The sequence below is a fragment of the Bacillus sp. GbtcB10 genome, from assembly GCF_019091365.1.
GTDB lineage: Bacteria > Bacillota > Bacilli > Bacillales > Bacillaceae > Bacillus > Bacillus altitudinis.
The window spans coordinates 1-242 of the sequence record NZ_JAGXJP010000348.1 but is presented as its reverse complement, the minus strand read 5'-3'; the positions used below and the strand labels follow the sequence as shown (position 1 = coordinate 242).

The 242-nt window shown below is 36.8% G+C and carries 1 pseudogene; it reads left to right on the top strand.

What is annotated here, in order from left to right:
• Nucleotides 1–188 (top strand): annotated as a pseudogene (locus KVT11_RS20455) (hypothetical protein); the annotation flags it as partial.
• Nucleotides 189–242: the final 54 nt, after the last annotated feature.

Genomic DNA, 242 nt, shown 5'->3' with positions numbered 1-242 from the left:
GACTACATGAAGGTAATGTTTTAAGTTGAGATGAGTCTGTTCAAGATTTAGATGAAAGCAGGCAAAACCGGAAAAAATTCAAATTGACAGTGCCACAAACTTTAGATGCTGTAATGAGAGAGTATCAAGTATACGGGTTCGAATGGATGAAGACACTCGCCTATTACCGTTTTCACGGTATTTTAGCATAGGATATGGGGCTTTGAAAAACTCTGCAAAGTATTGCTTATATAGATTCTGTT